Source organism: Paracoccus sp. BR5-17 (assembly GCF_055693925.1).
In genome coordinates this window covers 2,646,439-2,659,094 of the sequence record NZ_JBVFUV010000003.1, presented here as the reverse complement: position 1 = coordinate 2,659,094, position 12,656 = coordinate 2,646,439, and the positions used below count along the sequence as shown (strand labels likewise).

14 protein-coding genes, 1 tRNA gene and 2 pseudogenes are annotated in these 12,656 nt (G+C 68.8%); 7 read left to right on the top strand and 10 right to left on the bottom strand.

From position 1 onward, the window contains the following. Window positions 1–6: 6 nt before the first annotated feature. From ACZ1HC_RS14730 to ACZ1HC_RS14690, 9 genes and pseudogenes are all read right to left on the bottom strand, one after another. Window positions 7–693, bottom strand: a complete 687-nt coding sequence (locus tag ACZ1HC_RS14730) for a formate dehydrogenase subunit gamma (RefSeq protein WP_472700624.1) — start codon at window positions 691–693, stop codon at window positions 7–9. Continuing rightward, window positions 636–1,592 carry a formate dehydrogenase subunit beta gene (gene fdxH, locus ACZ1HC_RS14725; RefSeq protein ID WP_472700623.1) on the bottom strand — a complete coding sequence of 319 codons (957 nt, stop codon included), beginning with the start codon at window positions 1,590–1,592 and terminating at the stop codon, window positions 636–638. The genes ACZ1HC_RS14730 and fdxH overlap by 58 nt, the downstream gene beginning before the upstream one ends. A gap of 79 nt (window positions 1,593–1,671) precedes the next feature. After that, window positions 1,672–2,739 (bottom strand): molybdopterin dinucleotide binding domain-containing protein, encoded by a 1,068-nt coding sequence (locus ACZ1HC_RS14720; protein ID WP_472700622.1) that lies wholly within the window; start codon window positions 2,737–2,739, stop codon window positions 1,672–1,674. Beyond that, complete coding sequence (locus ACZ1HC_RS14715; RefSeq protein WP_472700621.1) at window positions 2,627–4,111, bottom strand: molybdopterin-dependent oxidoreductase; 1,485 nt, start codon at window positions 4,109–4,111, stop codon at window positions 2,627–2,629. The genes ACZ1HC_RS14720 and ACZ1HC_RS14715 overlap by 113 nt, the downstream gene beginning before the upstream one ends. Window positions 4,112–4,159: 48 nt before the next feature. Beyond that, window positions 4,160–4,759 (bottom strand): molybdopterin-dependent oxidoreductase, encoded by a 600-nt coding sequence (locus ACZ1HC_RS14710; protein WP_472700620.1) that lies wholly within the window; start codon window positions 4,757–4,759, stop codon window positions 4,160–4,162. Between the two features lie 155 nt (window positions 4,760–4,914). After that, window positions 4,915–4,997: transfer RNA gene (locus ACZ1HC_RS14705), tRNA-Leu, on the bottom strand. A 44-nt stretch (window positions 4,998–5,041) separates the two neighbouring features. After that, window positions 5,042–5,959, bottom strand: coding sequence for a pseudouridine-5'-phosphate glycosidase (locus ACZ1HC_RS14700; RefSeq protein ID WP_472700619.1), 918 nt, complete (start codon window positions 5,957–5,959; stop codon window positions 5,042–5,044). After that, window positions 5,956–6,834, bottom strand: a complete 879-nt coding sequence (locus tag ACZ1HC_RS14695) for a PfkB family carbohydrate kinase (protein ID WP_472700618.1) — start codon at window positions 6,832–6,834, stop codon at window positions 5,956–5,958. The genes ACZ1HC_RS14700 and ACZ1HC_RS14695 overlap by 4 nt, the downstream gene beginning before the upstream one ends. Further along, window positions 6,831–7,179 (bottom strand): annotated as a pseudogene (locus ACZ1HC_RS14690) (ArsR/SmtB family transcription factor). The gene ACZ1HC_RS14695 and the pseudogene ACZ1HC_RS14690 overlap by 4 nt, the downstream one beginning before the upstream one ends. A 208-nt stretch (window positions 7,180–7,387) precedes the next feature. Here ACZ1HC_RS14690 and ACZ1HC_RS14685 point away from each other — a divergent pair. The 5 genes from ACZ1HC_RS14685 to ACZ1HC_RS14665 all read left to right on the top strand — a co-directional run bounded on the left by ACZ1HC_RS14685 (window position 7,388) and on the right by ACZ1HC_RS14665 (window position 10,006). Beyond that, window positions 7,388–7,732, top strand: a complete 345-nt coding sequence (locus ACZ1HC_RS14685) for an AtpZ/AtpI family protein (protein WP_472700617.1) — start codon at window positions 7,388–7,390, stop codon at window positions 7,730–7,732. 2 nt (window positions 7,733–7,734) lie between these two features. Further along, window positions 7,735–8,490, top strand: coding sequence for a F0F1 ATP synthase subunit A (locus tag ACZ1HC_RS14680; RefSeq protein ID WP_472700616.1), 756 nt, complete (start codon window positions 7,735–7,737; stop codon window positions 8,488–8,490). Window positions 8,491–8,548: 58 nt separating this feature from the next. Continuing rightward, a complete protein-coding gene (locus ACZ1HC_RS14675; RefSeq protein WP_090611015.1) occupies window positions 8,549–8,785 on the top strand; it encodes a F0F1 ATP synthase subunit C in 237 nt (78 codons plus the stop codon). Window positions 8,786–8,858: 73 nt separating this feature from the next. Continuing rightward, the gene (locus ACZ1HC_RS14670; RefSeq protein WP_472700615.1) at window positions 8,859–9,449 is read left to right on the top strand and encodes a F0F1 ATP synthase subunit B'; all 591 of its coding nucleotides are present in this window, start codon (window positions 8,859–8,861) and stop codon (window positions 9,447–9,449) included. Further along, entirely contained in the window at window positions 9,446–10,006 is a 561-nt protein-coding gene (locus ACZ1HC_RS14665; RefSeq protein ID WP_472700614.1) for a F0F1 ATP synthase subunit B, read from the top strand. Before ACZ1HC_RS14670 ends, ACZ1HC_RS14665 begins: the two co-directional genes overlap by 4 nt. A gap of 85 nt (window positions 10,007–10,091) precedes the next feature. Here ACZ1HC_RS14665 and ACZ1HC_RS14660 read toward each other — a convergent pair whose 3' ends face one another. Continuing rightward, the gene (locus ACZ1HC_RS14660; protein WP_472700613.1) at window positions 10,092–10,757 is read right to left on the bottom strand and encodes a YiaD family glycine zipper/OmpA-like lipoprotein; all 666 of its coding nucleotides are present in this window, start codon (window positions 10,755–10,757) and stop codon (window positions 10,092–10,094) included. 111 nt (window positions 10,758–10,868) lie between these two features. On the opposite strand from ACZ1HC_RS14660, the pseudogene nth reads away from it, so the two are divergent. Together nth and ACZ1HC_RS14650 are read left to right on the top strand one after the other, a co-directional pair. Further along, a pseudogene (gene nth / locus ACZ1HC_RS14655) lies at window positions 10,869–11,529 on the top strand (endonuclease III). After that, window positions 11,526–12,539, top strand: coding sequence for an adenosine kinase (locus ACZ1HC_RS14650; RefSeq protein ID WP_472700612.1), 1,014 nt, complete (start codon window positions 11,526–11,528; stop codon window positions 12,537–12,539). Before nth ends, ACZ1HC_RS14650 begins: the two are co-directional and overlap by 4 nt. The last annotated feature ends 117 nt before the right edge of the window (window positions 12,540–12,656 follow it).

Below are 12,656 nucleotides of genomic sequence, written 5' to 3'. Positions count from 1 at the left end.
CAGGGGCTATTCCGCCGGGCCGTTCTGACGGCGCCGCGCCACTTCGCGCAGCCACTTGCGGTGATGGCGATAGGCCCAGCCGCCGGTGACGGTGCCCCGGGTCATCGCCCGCAGCGTGCCGCGCGTCCAGAAGGCCGCATAGACATGCAGGATGAAGATCAGGATGATCGCCACCGCCGAGACGGCGTGGATCAGTACCGCCCAGCGGCGCACCGGGATCGACACCAGGTCGCCGAAGAACTGTTCCCAGATCATCACCCCGGTCACGATCAGCACCACGATCAGCGCCGTCATGCCCCAGAAGATGAACTTCTGCCCGGCATTGTACTTGCCAAGCTCGGGCAGCTTGTCCTCGTTGCCCTTGACCACGTCGCCGAACTGGCTGAGCCAGGCCTTGTCGTCCTTGTTGGGCAGGTTCAGCCGCCACAGCTGGACGAACATCACCAGGAAGCTGACGAACAGCACCACGCCGATGATCGGATGCAGCCAGCGCGCGGTCTGGCCGCCGCCGAACAGGCCGGTCAGGAAGTACATCGAGGGATGGAAGAAGGCCAGCCCCGACAGCAGCAGCAGGATCAACGACAGCGCCGTGACCCAGTGGTTGACGCGGATGAAGCCCCGGTAACGGCTGACCGTTACCGGGCGGGTGGATTCGATCCGGTCGCCCGGTTCCGAATATCGGGGATGCGCCATTCAGACGCCCCCCGGTCGTCCGAGCCGTCCGACACCACCAGCTTCTCGGCCTCTTTCTCCTCGTGCTCGGCGACGCGGTTCGCACGGCCGAAGATGCCGTGGATCGCGGCGCCCACGGCGGCGATGCCCATGACCGCCAGTCCCGCGGTCTTGGTCGCGCCCTTCCAGCCCTCGACCACCGGAGAGATCTGCGGGTTGTCGGGCAGCTTGTCATAGACCGAGGGCTTGTCGGCGTGGTGCAGCACATAGAAGACATGCGTGCCGCCGACCCCGGCGGGATCGTAGATCCCGGCGTTCTCGTAGCCGCGCGACTTCAGATCCTCGACCCGCTCGTTGGCATGGGCGATCATGTCTTCCTTGGTGCCGAAGACGATCGCCTGCGTCGGGCAGGCCTTGGCGCAGGCCGGACCCTGGCCCACCGCCACGCGGTCGGAACACAGGGTGCATTTGTAGCTCTTGTGATCGACCTTGCTGATGCGCGGGATGTCGAAGGGGCAGCCGGTCACGCAGTAGCCGCAGCCGATGCAGTTCTCGTGGATGAAATCGACGATGCCGTTGGAATACTGCACGATGGCGCCGGGGGCCGGGCAGGCCTTGAGGCAGCCCGGATCCTCGCAATGCATGCAGCCGTCCTTGCGGATCAGCCATTCCAGGTTGTCGGTTTCCGGGTTCACCCATTCGGTAAAGCGCATCAGGGTGAACATGTTGGGCGTGAGGTCGTGGGGGTTGTCATAGACCCCCACGTTCTCCTCGAGATCGGGCCGGGTGTCGTTCCACTCGACGCAGGCCGACTGGCAGGCCTTGCAGCCGATGCACTTGGACACGTCGATCAGCTTGGCGACCTTGGTCAGCTGACGGTCCGGCTGCGGCACGTCCAGCGTGGCCGAGATGCGGACCACGTCGGACGGCAGCAGGTTCGAGGCCAGCGGCTGAACCGGGGGTTCGAGGCCGCCGTCTTGGGCTGGGGCGCGGTTTCGCTCATGCCACCGGCTCCTCTGCGGAAGGTTCAATATTGACCATGAAGGCCTTGAATTCTGGCGTTTCCACGTTGGCGTCGCCAACCTGGGATGTCAGGCTGTTCGGCCCGAAGCCCTTCCTCGCGGACCCCATGAAGCCCCAGTGCAGCGGGATGCCGATCACATGGACGGTCTTGCCGTCCACCTGCATCGGCCGCAGCCGCTTGGTGACCACCGCCTTGGCCCAGATCTCGCCGCGCTTGGACCAGACGCGGACCCGTCCGCCGCGCTCGATGCCCCGCTCGGCCGCCAGTTCCTCGCTGATCTCCACGAAGAACTCGGGCTGCAACACGGCGTTCACCGGGTTGTGCTTGGTCCAGTAGTGGAAATGCTCGGTCAGGCGATAGCTGGTCGCCACGAAGGGGAACTCGGGGTCCCCGATCTCGGCGAACTGGTTGGCGGTGCTTTCGAAGACCCGCGCCACGGGGTTCCCGCGCATCCGCGGGTTGAACACGTTGGCGATGGGCGCCTCGAAAGGCTCCATATGCGTGGGGAAGGGGCCGTCCCGCATCATCCCCCGGGTGAACAGGCGCGAGGCGCCTTCCGGGTTCATGATGAAGGGCAGCGTCTGCCCCGGCGGGGCCGTCACCGGGATGTCGGGCACGTCATAGCCGACCCAGCGCTCGCCGTTCCATTCGATCAGCATGCGCGACGGATCCCAGGGCCTGCCCTGCGGGTCGCAGGACGCGGCGTTGTAGAGGATCCGGCGGTTCGACGGCCAGGCGAAGGCCCAGTTCAGGAACATGCCGGTGTCGTCGGGATCGGTATTGTCCCGGCGCGCCATCATGTTGCCTTCCTCGGTCCAGCTGCCGGCATAGATCCAGCAGCCGCCCATGGTCGAGCCGTCGTCGCGGTACTGCCCGAAGCCCGACAGCTGCTGGCCCGCCTCTGCCAGGACCTTGGTGGGGTCGGCAGGGTCATAGACGGTGGCCAGCGCGCGGCCGTTCATCTCGCGGGCAAGCTCGTCCGGCTTGGGCTCGTTGGGGTCGCGATAGTCCCAGGTCAGGTTCAGGATCGGGTCGGGGAACACCCCGCCCTCCTCCTGGTACAGCTTCTTCATGCGCAGGAAGATCTGCGCCATGATCCAGGTGTCGTGCCTGGCCTCGCCCGGGGGTGGCCCCCGCCCAGTGCCACTGCAGCCACCGCCCCGAGTTCACCAGCGCGCCTTCGTCCTCGGCGAAGCAGGTGGTGGGCAGTTCCAGGACCTCGGTCTGGATGGCCGCGCTGTCCACGTCGTTGTAGATGCCGTGGTTCTGCCAGAAATGCGCGGTCTCGGTTTCCAGCGGGTCCATGACGACCAGCATCTTCAGCTTCGACAGCGCCTCGGTCAACTTGCCCCGGTTGGGGAAGGACAGCAGCGGGTTGAAGCCCTGGCAGAAATACAGGTTCACCTTGCCGTTGTTCATCAGCTCGAACATGCGCATGGCGTCGTAGGCCGGCACGTCCAGCTTGGGCAGGTAGTGATAGGCCCAGTCGTTCTCTGCCGTCGCCGCGTCGCCCCACATGGCCTTCAGGAAGCTGACCATGAACTTGGAGTAGTTCTGCCAGTAGCTGACCTGACCCGGCACGATCGGCTTGAAGCCCCGGGTGGACATGTAGGTGGCCCAGTCGGGTTCCTTTTCCGTGGGGATGTTCAGGTATCCCGGGATCAGGTTCGACATCAGGCCGATGTCGGTCAGGCCCTGGATGTTGGAATGGCCGCGCAGCGCGTTCATGCCGCCGCCCCGGACGCCGATGTTGCCCAGGATCAGCTGCAGCATCGCCATGCCGCGGATGTTCTGCGCGCCCTTGGCGTGTTGCGTCCAGCCAAGCGCATACATCGAGGTCATGGTCTTGGTCGGCGACGAGCATTCGCCGATCATCTCGGCGATGTGCAGGAACTTGTCGCGGGGCGTGCCGCAGATGCGCTCCACCATCTCGGGGGTGTAGGCATCCACATGGGCCTTGAGCAGGTTCCAGACGCAGCGCGGGTCCTGCAGGGTGAGATCCCTCTGGACGAAGCCGTCCTCGCCCATCTTGTAGTCCCAGGACGACTTGTCGTAGTCGCGCTTTTCCTCGTCATAGCCGGTGAACAGGCCGTCCGACCAGCCGAACTCGTCCTTCACCAGGAAGCTGGCGTTGGTGTAGTTGCGGACATACTCCCACTGGACCTTGTCGTTCTCGATCATCCAGCGGATCATGCCCATCAGGAAGGCGATGTCGCTGCCCGGACGGATCGGCGCATAGTAGTCCGCCACCGAGGCCGTGCGGTTGAAGCGCGGATCGACCACGATCAGCTTGGCGCCGCGATGCGCCTTGGCTTCCGTCACCCACTTGAAGCCGCAGGGATGGGCTTCGGCGGCGTTGCCGCCCATGACGATCACCAGGTCGGTGTTCTTGATGTCGGTCCAGGAGTTGGTCATCGCTCCACGGCCAAATGTCGGGCCCAAACTGGACACCGTGGGGCCGTGTCAGACGCGCGCCTGGTTGTCGAATCCGACGATCCCCATGGAGCGGACCGTCTTGTAGGTCAGCCATGCGGTCTCGTTCGTGGTGGCCGATGCCGCCAGGAAGCCGGCCGTCGTCCAGCGGTTGACGGGCACGCCGTCCTGGTTCGTCTGGATGAGGTTGGCGTCGCGGTCGTCCTTCATCGCCCGGGCGATCTTGTCCAGCGCCTCGTCCCAGGTGATCTCCTGGAACTCGCTGGCGCCCGCCGGGCGATAGCGCGGCGTGGTCAGGCGCGTCGGGGCCTTGACGAAGTCCTTCAGCGCGGCGCCCTTGGGGCACAGCGTGCCGCGGTTCGTCGGGTGGTCCGCATCGCCCTCGATGTGGATCAGCTCGGCCGTCTCGCCGGCCTTAACGTCACCCTTGGAATACAAGATGATCCCGCAGGCGACCGAGCAATATGTGCAGGTGTTGCGCGTTTCCGTGGTCGTGGCCAGCTTGAAGGCGCGCACATGCGCCTGTTCCGCCGCCTCGGCCTCGCCGAAGCCCATGGCCCCCAGCGATGTCGCCGCAACCCCCGCACCCGCCAGCCGTAAGAAGCCGCGGCGCGAAAGGTCGATGTTCATAACCCCTCCTGCTGCCTGTCGAAAAGATTGATAGGTACTTCCGCAGCATTGCTGCGCATACGATCCAAAGTCAAGGCACAGCCGCAAGGAGAAGAACACGATCCTGCGAAGCGGGGGGCCTGCGAAGCCGGGGGACTGCGAGACAGGGGGGCGGCTGGTGCGCGGTGAGGGACTCGAACCCCCACGCCGAAGCGGTTGGACCTAAACCAACTGCGTCTACCAATTCCGCCAACCGCGCACGCCCGTCAGGATTACGGCAGGACGGGCGGGGCGGTCAACGGGTCATCGCCCGGCCAGCGCGGCGGCGATGCGCGAGGCGAGGCGGGCGTTGTTCAGCACCAGCGCGATGTTGGCCTGAAGCGACCGGCCCTCGGTCAACTGGAAGATGCGCTGCAGCAGGAAGGGCGTGACCTCCTTGGCGGCGATGCGCTGCGCCCCGGCCTCGGCCAGGGCCTGCTCGATCACGGGCATGATCTCGTCGCGGGGGATCTCAGCCTCGGGGGGGATGGGGTTGGCGACAAGCTGGCCGCCCTTCAGCCCCAGGCGGGCGCGCATGGCGGCGGCGGCGGCGATGTCGTCGGGGCTGTCCATGCGCAGCGGCGCGCGGATGCCGCTGGAGCGCGACCAGAAGGCCGGCAGGTCGTCCTGGCCGTAGGCGATGACGGGCACCCCCAGGGTTTCCAGCACCTCCAGGGTCTTGGGCAGGTCGAGGATCGCCTTGGCGCCCGCCGCCACCACCGTCACCGGGGTCTGCGCCAGTTCCTGAAGGTCGGCCGAGACGTCGAAGCTGGCCTCTGCCCCGCGATGGACGCCGCCGATGCCGCCGGTGGCGAAGACCCGGATGCCGGCCAGATGCGCGCAGATCATGGTGGCGGCGACGGTGGTCGCGCCGGTGCGGCCATTGGCAAGGCACACCGCCAGATCGGCCCGCGACAGCTTCATCGCCCGGTCGGGCGGGGTCCGGGCAAGATCCTGCAGCGCCGCGTCATCAAGGCCGACATGGATCCGCCCGGCCATCACGGCGATGGTGGCGGGCACAGCGCCGGCGTCGCGGATCGCCTGTTCCACCTGCCGCGCCATATCGAGGTTCTGCGGGAAGGGCATCCCGTGGGTGATGATCGTCGATTCAAGCGCGACGACCGGGCGGCCGGCGGCCAGGGCGTCGCGGACTTCGGGGGCATGGGTCAGCGGGGCGGTCATGGAACGTCCTTTCCAGAGACATGCGCGGCGGCGGCATCCACCGCAAGGCGCAGCGCCGCGTGGCGCGGCCGGCGTTGAAGTTCGGCGGCAAGATGGGCCGCCAGGAAGCAGTCGCCCGCGCCGGTCACGCGGGCCACGCCGACGGGCGGCGGGGCGACGGTCAGGGTCGGCGCGCCGGCCATCGCCTCGGCCACCGGGGCAGGGCCGTCGGTGACGATCACCCGCGCCGCGCCGCGCGCCACCACGGCCTGCGCGGCGGTGGCGGCGTCGGGGCAGGCCCGTCCGGCCAGGATCTCGGCCTCGTGCCGGTTGAGATAGAAGCAGCCGCGCCGCGCCGCGACCAGCGGCCGCAGCCGTTCGGCCTTGCCGGGGCTGGCGGGGACCAGGCGCAGGTCGGCCCGGCCCAGCCGCGGGTCGCCGGCGATGGCCGCCAGCAGGGCGGTGGTCAGGTTGCCGTCCAGCACCACCGGCGCGGTCCAGCCCGACAGCGCGGCGTCCAGCGGCGTCAGGATCGCGGTCCCGGCCTGTTCCAGGCTGTGGACATCGGCGACGGCCGCGATCAGCCCCTCGCTGTCCTCGATGCCCATGTAGGTGTCGGTGGGCAGGCCGGTGTCGCGGGCCAGATGGTCGGTCAGAACCCCCAGGCGCCGGGCCTCGGCCACCAGGGCGTCGCCCTCCGGGTCACGGCCCACGGCCGACAGCACGGCGGGGCGCAGCCCCCAGCGGGCCAGCGCCACCGCCACGTTCAGCGCCACGCCCCCCGGGATGTGGCGGATCCGTCCCGGCACGTCGGCGCCGGGCGCCATGCGGCGCGGCGCGCGGCCGATCACGTCCCACAGCATCGCGCCGATGCACAGGATGTCGGGTCGGGTCATTCGCGGGTCCAGTCCTGCATCTCGGCTTCCAGGAAGCGTTCGAAATCGTCCAGGTCCACGGGGTCGAACTGCCCGAAGCCCTGCATCCACACCGAGGCCGCGCGCATCCCGTCGGGATCCAGCTTGCACCAGGTGATCCGGCCGCGGCGTTCCTGCCGGATCAGGCCGGCGCCCGCAAGCACCGACAGGTGCTCTCGAGATGGCGGCCAGGCTCATCTGGAAGGGCGCGGCCACGTCGCTGACGGCCATGTCGTCCTCGAGCAGCATGGTCAGCACGCGCCGCCGCGTGGGATCGGCCAGGGCCGCGAAGATCAGGTCCAGCCGGTCGGGCGAGGGGGTGTTCATCCGGCGTCCTGGCCCTGTCCCTGGGGTGCGATGGTCAACCGCGCGGTTGAATATTGTCGGGCCGGGCGCCGGATTGCAAGGGGCGGCGGTGAAAGCGCCGGAACGAAAGGCGCTTTCCATTCATCGGGTTAGGCGCCGGCCCCAGTTGCTTGACTTGGCCGGCGTTCCACCCTAGACAGCCCGCCAACCGATGACGGGCGTGCGACAGATGGCCGAAGAACCCCGGAACGACGACAGGGACGCCGACGCGGCCCGGTTGCGCGATCTGGAGGCCCGGCTGTCCAGGCTGGGCGGCAAGCCTGCGGCGGACATGCCGATGGCGGGCTACGACAAGGCCCACGTCGCCTGGCGCATGGTGACCGAGATCGTCGCCGGCATCCTGCTGGGCGCCGGGATCGGATACGGGTTGGATTGGCTGTTCGGCACGCTGCCGGTCATGCTGATCCTGTTCATACTTCTCGGCTTCGTGGCCGGCATCAGGGTGATGATGCGCACCGCGGCCGAACTTGGCAGCACGTCCGGCAAGCCGCCGGGCACCGACAAGAGGGACTGATCGTGGCGACCGAAGCGCATGGCGAGGCAACCGGCCTGTCTTTCCACCCGATGGACCAGTTCATCGTCCGCCCGCTGTTCGGCGACGGCGAGGTTCACTGGTACACGCCCACCAACGTCACCCTGTGGCTGTTCCTGATCGTGCTGGCCACGCTGGCCCTGCTGGTGATGGGGTCGCGCGGCCGCGCCATCGTCCCGAACCGCAGCCAGTCGATCGCCGAACTGGCCTATGGCCTGATCCACAAGATGGTCGCCGACATCGCCGGCAAGGACGGGCTGGCCTATTTCCCCTACATCATGACGCTGTTCATGTTCGTGCTGTTCGCGAACTTCCTGGGCCTGCTGCCGATGGCCTTCACCGTGACCTCGCACATCGCGATCACCGGGCTGCTGGCGCTTGCGGTCTTCGTGTCGGTGACGGCGATCGGCTTCATCAAGAACGGCAAGCATTTCCTGGACCTGTTCTGGGTCCGTTCGGCGCCGCTGGCGATCCGCCCGGTGCTGGCGGTGATCGAGGTCATCAGCTATTTCGTGCGCCCGGTCAGCCATTCCATCCGACTTGCCGGCAACATGATCGCCGGCCACGCCGTCATCAAGGTCTTCGCCGGCTTCGCGGCCATCGCCGCCGTGGCGCCCGTCTCGATCATCGCGGTGGTCGGCATGTACGCCTTCGAGATCCTCGTGGCCTTCATCCAGGCCTATGTGTTCACCATCCTGACCTGCGTCTATCTGAAGGACGCGCTGCACCCGTCGCACTAGCGCCGCGCTGCAAGGTCCGCAAACCCATCCACCACTTCCAACCGCAAGGAGCATCATCATGGAAGGCAATATCGGAGAACTGGGCCAGTACATCGGCGTCGGCCTGACCGCCATCGGCATGGGCGGGGCCGCCATCGGTGTGGGCAACGTCGCCGGCAACTTCCTGGCGGGCGCGCTCCGCAACCCCTCGGCCGCCGCCGGCCAGACCGCCACGCTGTTCATCGGCATGGCCTTCGCCGAAGCCCTGGGGATCTTCTCGTTCCTGGTCGCGCTTCTGCTGATGTTCGCGGTCTGATCCTGCGCCATCCTTGCGGCGGGACGGGGCATCGCCCCGCCCCTTCGCGACCTGCAGGGCCAAGGGGTAGGACATGATCAGCCTGTTGCAAGAGGCCGTCACCATCACGGCCGACCATACCGAAAGCGTCGCCAGCTCGATCGCGCATGGCGAGACCGAGACAGCCACGGGCCTGCCCCAGCTGGACGTCACGACCTTCGCCAACCAGATCTTCTGGCTCATCATCACCATGCTGGTGCTGTACTGGGTCGTGGCCCGGATCGCCCTGCCGCGCATCGGCGGCGTGCTGTCGGACCGCCAGGGCACCGTCACCGGCGACCTGATGGCCGCAGAAGAATTCAAGCTGAAGGCCCGCGAGGCCGAGGCCGCCTATGACAAGGCCCTGGCGGACGCCCGGGCCGAGGCCGGCAAGATCGTCGCCGCGAACCGCGCCGAGATCCAGAAGGAACTGGACGCGGCCATCGCCCATGCCGATGCCGAGATCGCCGCCCGGACCGCAGAATCGGAACGGCGCATCCGAGAGATTCGCGATTCGGCCGATGCCGACGCCCGCGAGGTCGCGCGCGACGTCACCGCCGAACTGGTCCGCAGCTTTGGCGGGTCGGTCGATCAGACCGCGGTCGATCGGGCCGTGGACAGCCGCATGAAAGGGGTCCTGCAATGAACCGCCTTGCCATCATCGCCGCGGCGGCGTTGGCCGCCGGTCCGGCCGCGGCGGCGACCGAGCCGTTCTTCTCGCTGCGCAACACCAACTTCATCGTCCTGATCGCCTTTCTGGTGTTCGTGGGCCTGCTGCTGTATTTCAAGGTGCCCGGCAGGATCGGCGCGCTGCTGGACAACCGCGCCGCCGCCATCCGCCGCGACCTGGACGAGGCGCGGCGCCTGCGCGAGGAAGCGCAGGAGATCTATGCCAGCTACGAACGCCGCCAGCGCGACGTGGCCAGCCAGGCCGACCAGATCGTAGCCAACGCCCGCCGCGAGGCCGAGGCCCAGGCCGCCAAGTCCAAGGCCGACCTGAAGGCCTCGATCGCCCGGCGCCTGAAGGCCGCCGAGGACCAGATCGCCAGCGCCGAATCCGACGCGGTGCGCGCGGTGCGCGACCGGGCGGTGCAGGCGGCCGTCGCCGCGGCCTCGGCGCTGCTGGCCCAGCAGGTCGCGGCCGGCCAGCGGTCGGCAGGCATCGACGAGGCCATCGACGAGGTGGCGCGCCGGCTGAACTGACGCGCCCGCCCAGCATCAAGGCAAAACCCCCGGCCGCAGGACCGGGGGTTTTTTCGTGCCGCCGCTGCGGCGTCGTCGGCGGGCGTCAGGCGGTGGGACGGATCAGGATCTCGACCCGGCGGTTGCGGGCGCGGCCCTCGGCGGTGTCGTTGGGGGCGATGGGCTGGGTGTAGCTGGCGCCGGTGGCGATCAGGCGGGCGGGCGACACCCCGGCGGCGGCCAGGATGCCCGCGACCGACTGCGCGCGCCGCTGCGACAGATCCGCGTTCAGCGCGGCGCTGCCGGTGTTGTCGGTGTGGCCCACCACCTCGACCCGGCTGTTGGGATACTGGTTCAGGTTCTGCGCCACCGCGTAAAGATCGTCCTGCGCCGCGCCCGACACCGCCGCCGATCCGCTGGCGAACAGGATGCCTTCGGGCATGATGACCTGCAGATAGGATCCGCGGTTGATGACCTGGATGTTGGGGTTCGACAGCGACTGCTGCAGGGCTTGGGCCTGGCGGTCCAGGATGTTGCCGGCGATGGCCCCTGCCGCCGCCCCCAGGATGGCGCCGCGCGCCGCGTCGCGGCCCTGGTCGTTGCTGTCGTCGTCGCGGGTGCCCGCCAGAACCGCGCCCACCGCCGCGCCGGCCAGTGCGCCCTGCTGGGTCCGGCTCATGCCGGCGGGGCCGGTGCCGGTGCCGTCGACGGGCGCGCAGGCGGCCATGGCCGCGCCGGTCAGGGCGAGAAGGGCGGTGATGCGCAGGGTCATGGGGCTGTCCTTTCCGGGCCGCGGGGCCGTTCCGATCGAAGATGCGGGCGACTATGGAACAGCCGCGCCGGGCTTGCAATGGCGCGCGGGGGCGGCCAAAAGCGGGGCATCATGGTCCTGATCCGCCTGCCCCCGCCCTTGCCCTTCGACCGGCAGTCCGCGATCTTCGCGCGCCTTGCCGCGGCCGATCCGGCGCCGCGCACGGAACTGGAATGGACCAACCCCTTCACCCTGCTGGTCGCGGTGGCGCTGTCGGCGCAGGCGACCGACGTGGGGGTGAACAAGGCCACCCGGGGCCTGTTCGCGCTGGCCGATTCTGCCGCAGAAGATGCTGGCCCTGGGGCTTGAGGGCGTGACCGCGCATGTCAGGACCATCGGCCTTTACCGCCAGAAGGCCCGCAACGTCATCGCCCTGTCGCGCATCCTGGTCGAGGAGTTCGGCGGCGAGGTTCCCGACAGCCGGGCCGCGCTGATGCGCCTGCCGGGGGTGGGGCGCAAGACCGCCAACGTGGTGCTGAACACCGCCTTCCACGTCCCGGCGCAGGCGGTGGACACGCATATCTTCCGCGTCGGCAACCGCACCCGCATCGCCCCGGGCCGCGACGTGGACGAGGTCGAGCGCGCCATCGAGGACAACGTGCCCGCCCGCTTCCAGCAGAACGCCCATCACTGGCTGATCCTGCACGGCCGCTATGTCTGCCAGGCCCGGCGGCCGCGCTGCGCGGTCTGCCCCATCCACGACCTGTGCCCCTACGAGGAGAAGACCGCATGACCACCCCCTATGTGATCGGCATCGGCAACGCGGTGATGGACGTAATCGCGCCCGTGACCGAGGAGCGGCTGGCGGCGCTGGGGGTGCGCAAGGGCGTCATGCAGCTGATCGAGCGCGAGCGGTCGGAATACCTGATGGCCGCGCAGGCCGACGACCACGGACCCGGGCGGGCGCAGTCGAAGCTGGTGCCCGGCGGCTCGGTCGCCAACACGCTGGCGGGGATCGGGATGCTGGGGCTGCGGACCGCCTTCATCGGCCGGGTCGCGGACGATCCGCTGGGCCTGTCCTACGCCGCGCAGACCGAGGCCGCGGGCACCGTCTTCGTCAATCCGCCGGTCTCGGGCGAGCGGCTGCCGACCTCGCGCAGCATCATCCTGGTGACGCCCGACGGCGAGCGGTCGATGAACACCTATCTGGGGATCTCGGCGGAACTGGGGCCGGAGGACGTGGACCCGGGGGTCTTCGAGGGCGCGGGCTGGCTGTTTCTGGAAGGCTACCTGTTCGACAGGCCGGCCGGCAAGGAAGCCTTCCTGAAGGCCGCGCGGTGCTGCCGCGAGGCGGGCGGGCAGGCCGGCATCGCGCTGTCGGACCCGTTCTGCGTGGACCGCCACCGCGCCGATTTCCGGCGCCTGGTGGCGGGGGCGATGGACTACGTGATCGGCAACGTCCACGAGTGGCTGGCGCTGTATCAGGTATCGGACCCGCAGGAGGCGCTGCGGCTGGCAAGCGCGGATTGCGGCACGGTGATCTGCACGCGGTCGGGCGAGGACGCCATCCTGATCCGCGCGGGCGAGCGGGTGACGGCGCCGGTCCATCGCATCGTGCCGGTGGATGCGACGGGGGCGGGCGATCAGTTCGCGGCCGGGCTGATCTATGGCTTGGCCACGGGCGCGCCCCTGGCCGTGGCGGGGCGGATGGGCTGCATCGCGGCCGCCGAGGTGATCGGCCATGTCGGGCCGCGCCCCGAGCGGGATCTGCGGGCGGATTTCCGCGCCGAGGGGCTGGCCTGATCTGCGTCCCGCGACCGCCGGGGGACTTCGCGTCCCCCGGACCCCCTGCGGGGTACTTGCGCAAAGGTGAATGGCGCCGCTGTGACAGGCCCGGCGTTGCGCGGTTCTGCTGGCGCG

What these genes read in the sequence shown, in the direction of transcription:
- ACZ1HC_RS14730 (WP_472700624.1), bottom strand. Translation starts at nt 693, where the DNA reads ATGGCGCATCCCCGATATTCGGAACCGGGCGACCGGATCGAATCCACC.
- ACZ1HC_RS14715 (WP_472700621.1), bottom strand. Translation starts at nt 4,111, where the DNA reads ATGACCAACTCCTGGACCGACATCAAGAACACCGACCTGGTGATCGTC.
- ACZ1HC_RS14710 (WP_472700620.1), bottom strand. Translation starts at nt 4,759, where the DNA reads ATGAACATCGACCTTTCGCGCCGCGGCTTCTTACGGCTGGCGGGTGCG.
- ACZ1HC_RS14700 (WP_472700619.1), bottom strand. Translation starts at nt 5,959, where the DNA reads ATGACCGCCCCGCTGACCCATGCCCCCGAAGTCCGCGACGCCCTGGCC.
- ACZ1HC_RS14695 (WP_472700618.1), bottom strand. Translation starts at nt 6,834, where the DNA reads ATGACCCGACCCGACATCCTGTGCATCGGCGCGATGCTGTGGGACGTG.
- ACZ1HC_RS14685 (WP_472700617.1), top strand. Translation starts at nt 7,388, where the DNA reads ATGGCCGAAGAACCCCGGAACGACGACAGGGACGCCGACGCGGCCCGG.
- ACZ1HC_RS14675 (WP_090611015.1), top strand. Translation starts at nt 8,549, where the DNA reads ATGGAAGGCAATATCGGAGAACTGGGCCAGTACATCGGCGTCGGCCTG.
- ACZ1HC_RS14670 (WP_472700615.1), top strand. Translation starts at nt 8,859, where the DNA reads ATGATCAGCCTGTTGCAAGAGGCCGTCACCATCACGGCCGACCATACC.
- ACZ1HC_RS14665 (WP_472700614.1), top strand. Translation starts at nt 9,446, where the DNA reads ATGAACCGCCTTGCCATCATCGCCGCGGCGGCGTTGGCCGCCGGTCCG.
- ACZ1HC_RS14660 (WP_472700613.1), bottom strand. Translation starts at nt 10,757, where the DNA reads ATGACCCTGCGCATCACCGCCCTTCTCGCCCTGACCGGCGCGGCCATG.
- ACZ1HC_RS14650 (WP_472700612.1), top strand. Translation starts at nt 11,526, where the DNA reads ATGACCACCCCCTATGTGATCGGCATCGGCAACGCGGTGATGGACGTA.